The sequence below is a fragment of the Citreimonas sp. genome (assembly GCF_042096055.1).
In the GTDB taxonomy this organism is placed as follows: domain Bacteria; phylum Pseudomonadota; class Alphaproteobacteria; order Rhodobacterales; family Rhodobacteraceae; genus Citreimonas.
The window spans coordinates 15,981-22,731 of sequence record NZ_JBELMH010000011.1; the positions used below are offsets into that span (position 1 = coordinate 15,981).

At 67.4% G+C, this 6,751-nt stretch carries 6 protein-coding genes; 5 read left to right on the forward strand and 1 reads right to left on the reverse strand.

Features of this window, described 5'->3' with window-relative positions; all coding sequences use genetic code 11:
• A partial coding sequence (locus ACFDTC_RS04555) for a YjbH domain-containing protein (protein ID WP_375257689.1) occupies window positions 1-1,310 on the reverse strand: 1,310 nt, incomplete at its 3' end.
• 210 nt (window positions 1,311-1,520) lie between these two features.
• Between ACFDTC_RS04555 and ACFDTC_RS04560 the strand changes: the two genes are divergently transcribed.
• The 5 genes from ACFDTC_RS04560 to ACFDTC_RS04580 all read left to right on the forward strand — a co-directional run.
• On the forward strand, window positions 1,521-2,354 hold the full coding sequence (locus ACFDTC_RS04560) for a flagellar motor protein MotB (protein ID WP_375257690.1): 834 nt from the start codon (window positions 1,521-1,523) through the stop codon (window positions 2,352-2,354).
• A 100-nt stretch (window positions 2,355-2,454) separates the two neighbouring features.
• Window positions 2,455-3,774 (forward strand): flagellar hook protein FlgE, encoded by a 1,320-nt coding sequence (locus ACFDTC_RS04565; protein ID WP_375257691.1) that lies wholly within the window; start codon window positions 2,455-2,457, stop codon window positions 3,772-3,774.
• A gap of 28 nt (window positions 3,775-3,802) precedes the next feature.
• A complete protein-coding gene (gene flgK, locus ACFDTC_RS04570; RefSeq protein ID WP_375257692.1) occupies window positions 3,803-5,278 on the forward strand; it encodes a flagellar hook-associated protein FlgK in 1,476 nt (491 codons plus the stop codon).
• A gap of 11 nt (window positions 5,279-5,289) precedes the next feature.
• Window positions 5,290-6,285, forward strand: a complete 996-nt coding sequence (locus ACFDTC_RS04575) for a flagellin (RefSeq protein ID WP_375257693.1) — start codon at window positions 5,290-5,292, stop codon at window positions 6,283-6,285.
• On the forward strand, window positions 6,282-6,751 hold a 470-nt coding region (locus tag ACFDTC_RS04580), incomplete at its 3' end, for a flagellar basal body P-ring protein FlgI (RefSeq protein WP_375257694.1). The genes ACFDTC_RS04575 and ACFDTC_RS04580, both read left to right, overlap by 4 nt.

Consider the following 6,751-nt stretch of genomic DNA (forward strand, 5'->3'; position numbering starts at 1 on the left):
GGGTCGAAGACCGACAGCTGAAGGTAGGGCGCGATCGAGTAGTTGAACTTCGGGTAGAAGCCCGGCGAGACCGGCGGCACACGGCCGTAGGCGTCGACGAACTCGGTCCGGGCCAGGATCGCCTCGGCGGAATCCTGTTCCAGCCGCTCGAGGTCCGAACGCTGCACGATGACCGCGGCGGTGCCCATGCCGTCGACGACCGGGATGATCTCGAACGTTTCGATCGAGGCGGGCAACGCCCGCGTCATGGCGCGCGCCATCCGGCCGATCGCCTGCGACGGAGCACCGTAGCGTTCGTTCAGGAACCGAACCGTGGCGCGCCGCGGCTCGAGGTCGATGCCCTCCAGCTCCATGCCTTCCTCGGCGGTGATGCGGCGCAGCGACGCGATGGCGCTGCGGGTTTCCTCGGCGTCGGTGGTCCAGCCCAGATCCTGCGCCGCGCCGGGCGCCCGCGGCGCGACCGGGGGCGGCGCGGACTCGACCCCGCCGGGCACGCCGAGCGTCTTGGGGTTGGTCTGCAGCGACAGCTGGAAGCCCAGCTCGTTTCCGTACATGTGGTACAGCGACAGCTGCGTGCCGTTGGCGAAACGGTAGTCGACGCCGTAGTTCCAGGGGCTGTTCTTGTCCTGCCCGCCGGTCGACGTCTCGCGCTCGTAGTCGTCCGAGGAATACTCGACCTTGAAGCGCAGCCGGTCGTTGGGCGCGTAGGAGATGCCGCCGAAGGCCGCGACGTCGCCGCGGAACCAGCGGTCGGCATTGGGCACGCCGCCCTCGCCCAGAAGCTCCTCGGACCGATCGCCGGTGCTGGCGAACGGATTGTAGGTACCGAGCCGGCCCCAGCCGATGCCGCCCGTCACCGTCAGCCCGTCGGCCACGGTCTTCGTCGCGACCAGGTATTCGCCGCTGTAGATGCCGGTGCCGATGAAGTCCTGCAGGCCGACGGCCACCGCGGGCCGCAGCCGGCCCTCCTTCAGCATCAGGAAGCGCAGGTCGAAGCTGCGGTCGTAGAGCGTGGTGTCCTCGTTGAAGAGGTCCTCGATCGACGAGTAGCGGAACGAGCCGGTCAGGCGCGGCAGGATCTGAAACGCCAGGGTCGTCCGGCGCGACTTGTCGTACTGGGCGATGGTCGCGGCAAGCTGGGCGTCGGGCATCGCCTCGGCCGTAGGCATGTCGATCAGGCCCGGGACGCCGTAGGTGTTGAAGCTGAAGCCGCGCTCGTCCTGCGCGGTCTGCGGCACCGCCTGCGTCGCGGCTCCGGTCGCCGCGACCAGCGCCACGATACCCGCCGCACTGGACCTGAGCCTGGACAACACACCGATCCGCATATGATCCATCCTTCTGGGCACGCCGTTCCTTCGGCGTAGCCCAGCGGCCGGTTCAAGTCTATCGCGCCGTCCGCCACCGCGGGCCGATGTGTGAAAATCATCACGACTGTGCCCGAACGTCTACAAGTTGATCTGTTAAGCAGGTATTAAAACGACCGCGGCTACACCTGTCCTCGGTGGGAGAAAGGTGGAGTGATGAATGGCGACGGTACTGTCGCGCCAGTCATCATCAAGCGGAAGAAGATCGTCGTTGGCGGCGGTCATCACGGGGGTGCATGGAAGGTCGCTTACGCGGACTTCGTGACCGCCATGATGGCATTCTTCATGCTGATGTGGCTGCTCAACGCGACGACGGAAACACAACGCAAGGGTATCGCGGACTACTTCACGCCGACCGTCTCGATCTCGAGGATCTCGGGCGGGGGCGATGGCTTGTTCGGCGGGGAATCCGTGCTGTCCGAGAACACGATGCCACGCGAGGGCACAGGTGCGTCCGCACTCAACCCGGCCGAGGCCGATCGTGCCCGCGGCTATTACGACCAGGGCAAGGACGACACGGTCGCCGCCGAGGACGAGGTCTTTCGCGAGCTCGAGGAAAAGCTGACCGGCCGCGGGGGCGAGAGCATCGTCGCCGACGAACGGCTGCAGCACATCGTGACGCGCGTGACCGACGAAGGTCTGGTCATCGAGCTGTTCGAGACCGAGCGCGGCCGCCTGTTCGACGCGGGTGCCAATCCCACGCCCTTGCTGGCCTCCCTGGCCCGCGAGGTCAGCGAGGCGGCGCGGCTGGTTCGTAACGACATCGCCATCGGCGCGCACACCGCCTCGTTCCCGTTGGTCGTGGCCGCGGATCCGGTCTGGGACATCTCGGGCGCCCGGGCGCGGGCGGTCCAGGGCCTGCTGTTGCAGGCAGGCATGGACGAGCAGAGACTCAGCCGCGTCACGGCGCATGCCGACCGCAAGCCGGTCGACGTCAACCCGATGGCCGTGCGCAACAACCGCATCGAGATCGTCTTTTTACGCAAATAGACCGGCGATACGCAGTTAATTGTATCTGTTAGCCTGTCGTTAAATGACGCGCCTTATCTGTGGTCCTCGAAACGATCCGTGGACAGCAGAAAGGCGTGTCATGACGATTTCCTCCTCTCTCAATGCCGGTGTCTCGGGCCTGTCCGCGAATGCGACGCGCCTGGGCACGATCTCGGACAACATCGCCAACGCATCGACGATGGGCTACCGGCGCGTCGAAACCGACTTCTATTCGGTGGTCATGGGCAGCGGCGGCGGAACCTACACCGCCGGCGGCGTGCGTACGTCGACCCAGCGCCTGATCTCCGAGGGCGGCTCGGTCGTCGGCAGCAACAACGCGACCGACCTCGCGGTCCGCGGCGGCGGCTTCTTCCCGGTGGCGCGCGCCGCCGAGGTGACCGGCGGGGCCGCGAACCCGCAGATGTTCCTGACCAGCACCGGCTCGTTCCGCCCGGACGCTCAGGGTTACCTGCGCACGGAAAGCGGCCTGATGCTGATGGGCTGGCCCGCGGACGCCAACGGCAACGTGCCGGCCTTCCCGCGCGACACCGCGGCTGGCCTGGAACCCGTGCAGATGGCGGTCAACCAGCTGACGGCCGAACCCTCGACCTGGATCGACCTCGGCGTGAACCTGCCCTCGACCGAGGCGCAGCTGACCTCGGCGCCGTCGGGCCCGATTCCCCTGACGCTCGAATACTACGACGCGATGGGCGGCTCGCAGAGCCTGACCATGACGTTCACCTCGGCAGCACCGGGCATGGCCAACACGTGGAACGCGGTCGTGACCGATCCGGACGGCACCACGATCGGCGACTACACGATGACCTTCAGCAACGCGCCCGGCAGCGGCGGCGAACTGATCAACGTCGTGGCCAACGGCCCCGGCACCGTCACGTTGCCCGGCGGGCTCAACGTTACGGTGGATGACCCGGTGCTTGGTGCCGGCGGCCCCGGCGATCAGAACCTGACGATCAACATCGGCGCGGGTCCCGGCAGCATCGGCATCTCGCAGCTGGGCGACACCTTCGCGCCGCTCAGCATCCAGCGCGACGGCAGCCAGATGGGCACGATGACCAACGTCGAGGTCGACGCGAACGGCTTCGTCACGGCCTTCTTCGACAACGGCACCAACCGCGTGATCTACCAGGTTCCGCTGGCCGACCTGCCGAACCCGAACGGGATGCGCGCGCTCGACCGGCAGACTTATCTTCCGACCCCGGAAAGCGGCGGCTTCGTGCTGTGGAACGCCGGCACCGGCCCGACCGGAGAGATCGTGCCCTTCGCGCGCGAGGAATCGGCCACCGACGTGGCGGGCGAGCTGACGGACATGATCCAGACCCAGCGCGCCTATTCGTCGAACGCCAAGGTCATCCAGACCGTCGACGAGATGCTCCAGGAAACCACCAACATGAAGCGCTGAGCGCTTCACCGCCTGAGGAGGCCGCCGAATGTCACTCTCCGGAGCACTCTACAACGCGTTCAGCGGCCTTCGGGCAAACACCCGCGCCGCCAACGTGGTCTCGACCAACATCTCGAACGCCACGACCGAAAGCTACGGGCGCCGCTCGCTCGAGCTTTCGCCGGGCGCGGCCGGGACGTCGGGCGGGGTCCGCATCGACGGCGTGGTGCGCAACGTCGATCCCGTCATCCTGGCCGACCGGCGGCTGTCGGACGCCTCGCACGGCTACGGCAACTCGCTCTATGCGTTCTCGACCCGCTTCGAGGCCGCGGTCGGCGATTCCGATACCCCGGGCTCGCTGATCAGCCGCACGCTGGCTTTCGAGAACGCGCTGCTCACGGCGGCCTCCAACCCCGCATCGACGCAACGGCTCGAGATCGTGGCCGAATCCGCCGACGCGCTGGCGGACAAGCTGAACGTCCTGTCCGACGGCATCCAGGAAGCGCGCGAAACCGCGGACCGCACGATCGGGATGCAGGTGGACCGCATCAACGACACGATGCGCAGCCTCGAGCGGATCAACGAGCGCGTCCGCAAGGCCTTCAATTCGGGCGGTGACGCGTCGTCGCTGTTGGACGAGCGCCAGAGGTTGCTCGACGGCATCTCCGAGATCGTCCCGCTGCGGGTCGTGCAGCGCGAGCAGGGCCAGATCTCGGTCTATACGCGCGGCGGCGCGACGCTGCTGGAGATGTCGGCTTCCGAGATCGGCTTTACCCGGACCGCCTTCATCACGCCGGACATGGGCCTGGGAACCGGGCTGTCGGGGCTGACGCTGGACGGCGAACCGATCGTCTCGACGGACCGCGGCATGTTCGCGGGCGGTGACATGGCCGCCCAGTTCGAGATCCGCGATCGCCTGGCACCCGCCCGTCAGGCCGAACTCGACGGGCTGGCGAGCGAATTGATGCAGAGGCTGGACGGCATCACGGCAGACGCCTCGCTGGTAGCGGGCGATGCGGGGCTGTTCCGCGACATCAACGGCGGCCTCAGTGCCGGGCTTAACCCGGCTGCCTTCGATCCCGCGAACGAGGTCGGCGCCGCCCAACGGATCCGGCTCAACACCGATCAGGTCGCGCCCGGCGCGGGCAATTCCTGGCGGCTGCGCGACGGGATGTATGCCGGTACCGCTGGCAATGTCGGCGACGCGACACTGATCCAGGCGATCGCGAACGCGCTGACGGACATCGCGCCGCCCGCCACAACCGCGTTCGGCACCAAGCCGACGAGCCTGACGGGCCTGTTCGGGGACTTCACGGGCTCGGTCGCGGGAGGCCGCGTCTCGGCCGAGAACGAGCTGTCGTTCCTGGTGTCGCAGCAAACCGCGATGAAGGAGCTCGAGCTCAACCAGGGCGTCGACACCGACGCCGAGCTGCAGCGCCTGATGCAGATCGAACAGAACTACGCCGCGAACGCCAAGGTGATGTCGACGGTGGACGAACTCATGGAACGCTTGTTGAGCATCTGAGGAGTATCAGAATGCAATCCGTAGGAGATATGGCCCGGGCCCTGGTGCTGCGCACCAATCAGGTCCGGCTGCGCAGCGAGATGGACAAGCTTGCCGTCGAGGTGTCGACCGGCCTCGTCAAGGATCGCGCCAAGCACTTGGGCGGCGACGTGACGGGTCTCACGGCGATCGACCGGACCCTGTCGCGCCTGAACGCCTACCGCATCAACACGACCGAGGCGGCGCTGGTGACGGGCACCATGCAGCAGTCGCTTGGCAACATCCAGGACGCCAGCACCAATCTCGCGCAGAACATCCTGGGCGCCGAGCTGACGCCCTCCAGCGGCTTGCTCGATACGATGTCGGCCGACGCCGAGGCGACGATCAACACCGTTCTCAGCAGCCTGAACCAGACCGTCGCGGGCCGCTTCGTCTTTTCCGGAACGGCGACCGACACGCCTGCAGTCCTCGATTTCGAAGCGATGATGACCGCGGTCGACGCTGCCACCACCGGCTTGACCACCTATGCGGACATCGCCACCGCGATGGATGGCTTCTTCGGACCTGGCGGGACCTTTGCAACCGCGATCTACAGCGGGTCGGACGACCCGATCGCGCCCTTCCAGATCGGCGAGGGCGAAACCGCGCGTGTCGACATTCGCGCCACCGCTCAGCCGTTGCGTGAGGTTCTCAAGCCGATCGTGATGGCGGCGATCGCCCGCGATACCTCGCTCGAAAGCGACGTGCGGGTCGATCTGCTGCGCCACGCCGGCGCGACCATCATGGCGGCGCAGGAATCCTTCTCGACCCTGCGCGCCGGCCTCGGCGCGGCCGAGGCACGGATCGAGGACGGCATGGCCCAGAACGCGGCCGAGCGGACCGCCACCAGCATGGCCAAGCTCGACCTGATCGAGGCCGAGCCCTACGAGACCGCGGCCCGCTACGAAAGCGTCCGCGCCCAGCTCGAGAGCATCTACGCGATCACCGCGCGGTCGCAGCGCCTGTCCCTGACGGAGTTCATCCGATGATCCTGCGCCTTCTGGCCGCCCTCTCGCTGATCCTCGCCGCAACGCTTCCCGCCACCGCGCAATCCGTGCGGATCAAGGACCTCGTCGAGGTCGACGGCGTGCGCTCGAACGACCTCGTGGGCTACGGCCTCGTGGTCGGCCTGAACGGCACCGGGGATGGGCTGCGCAACGCCCCCTTCACCGAGGAGATCATGTCGAACATCCTCGAGCGGCTGGGCGTCAACGTGCAGGGCGAACAGTTCCGCCCGAGGAACGTCGCCGCGGTCTTCGTCACCGCGCAGCTTCCGGCCTTCGCCCGGACCGGCGGGCAGATCGACGTCACCGTCTCGGCGATTGGGGATGCAAGCAGCCTGCTTGGCGGGACGCTGATCATGACGCCGCTCAACGCGGCAGACGGTCAGATCTATGCCGTAGCCCAGGGCACGGTGATCTCGGGCGGCGTCGATGTCGAGGGCGACGCCGCGCG

Coding starts and splice junctions, on each gene's coding strand:
- flgK (WP_375257692.1), top strand. CDS start 3,803: ATGTCACTCTCCGGAGCACTCTACAACGCGTTCAGCGGCCTTCGGGCA.
- ACFDTC_RS04560 (WP_375257690.1), top strand. CDS start 1,521: ATGAATGGCGACGGTACTGTCGCGCCAGTCATCATCAAGCGGAAGAAG.
- ACFDTC_RS04575 (WP_375257693.1), top strand. CDS start 5,290: ATGCAATCCGTAGGAGATATGGCCCGGGCCCTGGTGCTGCGCACCAAT.
- ACFDTC_RS04565 (WP_375257691.1), top strand. CDS start 2,455: ATGACGATTTCCTCCTCTCTCAATGCCGGTGTCTCGGGCCTGTCCGCG.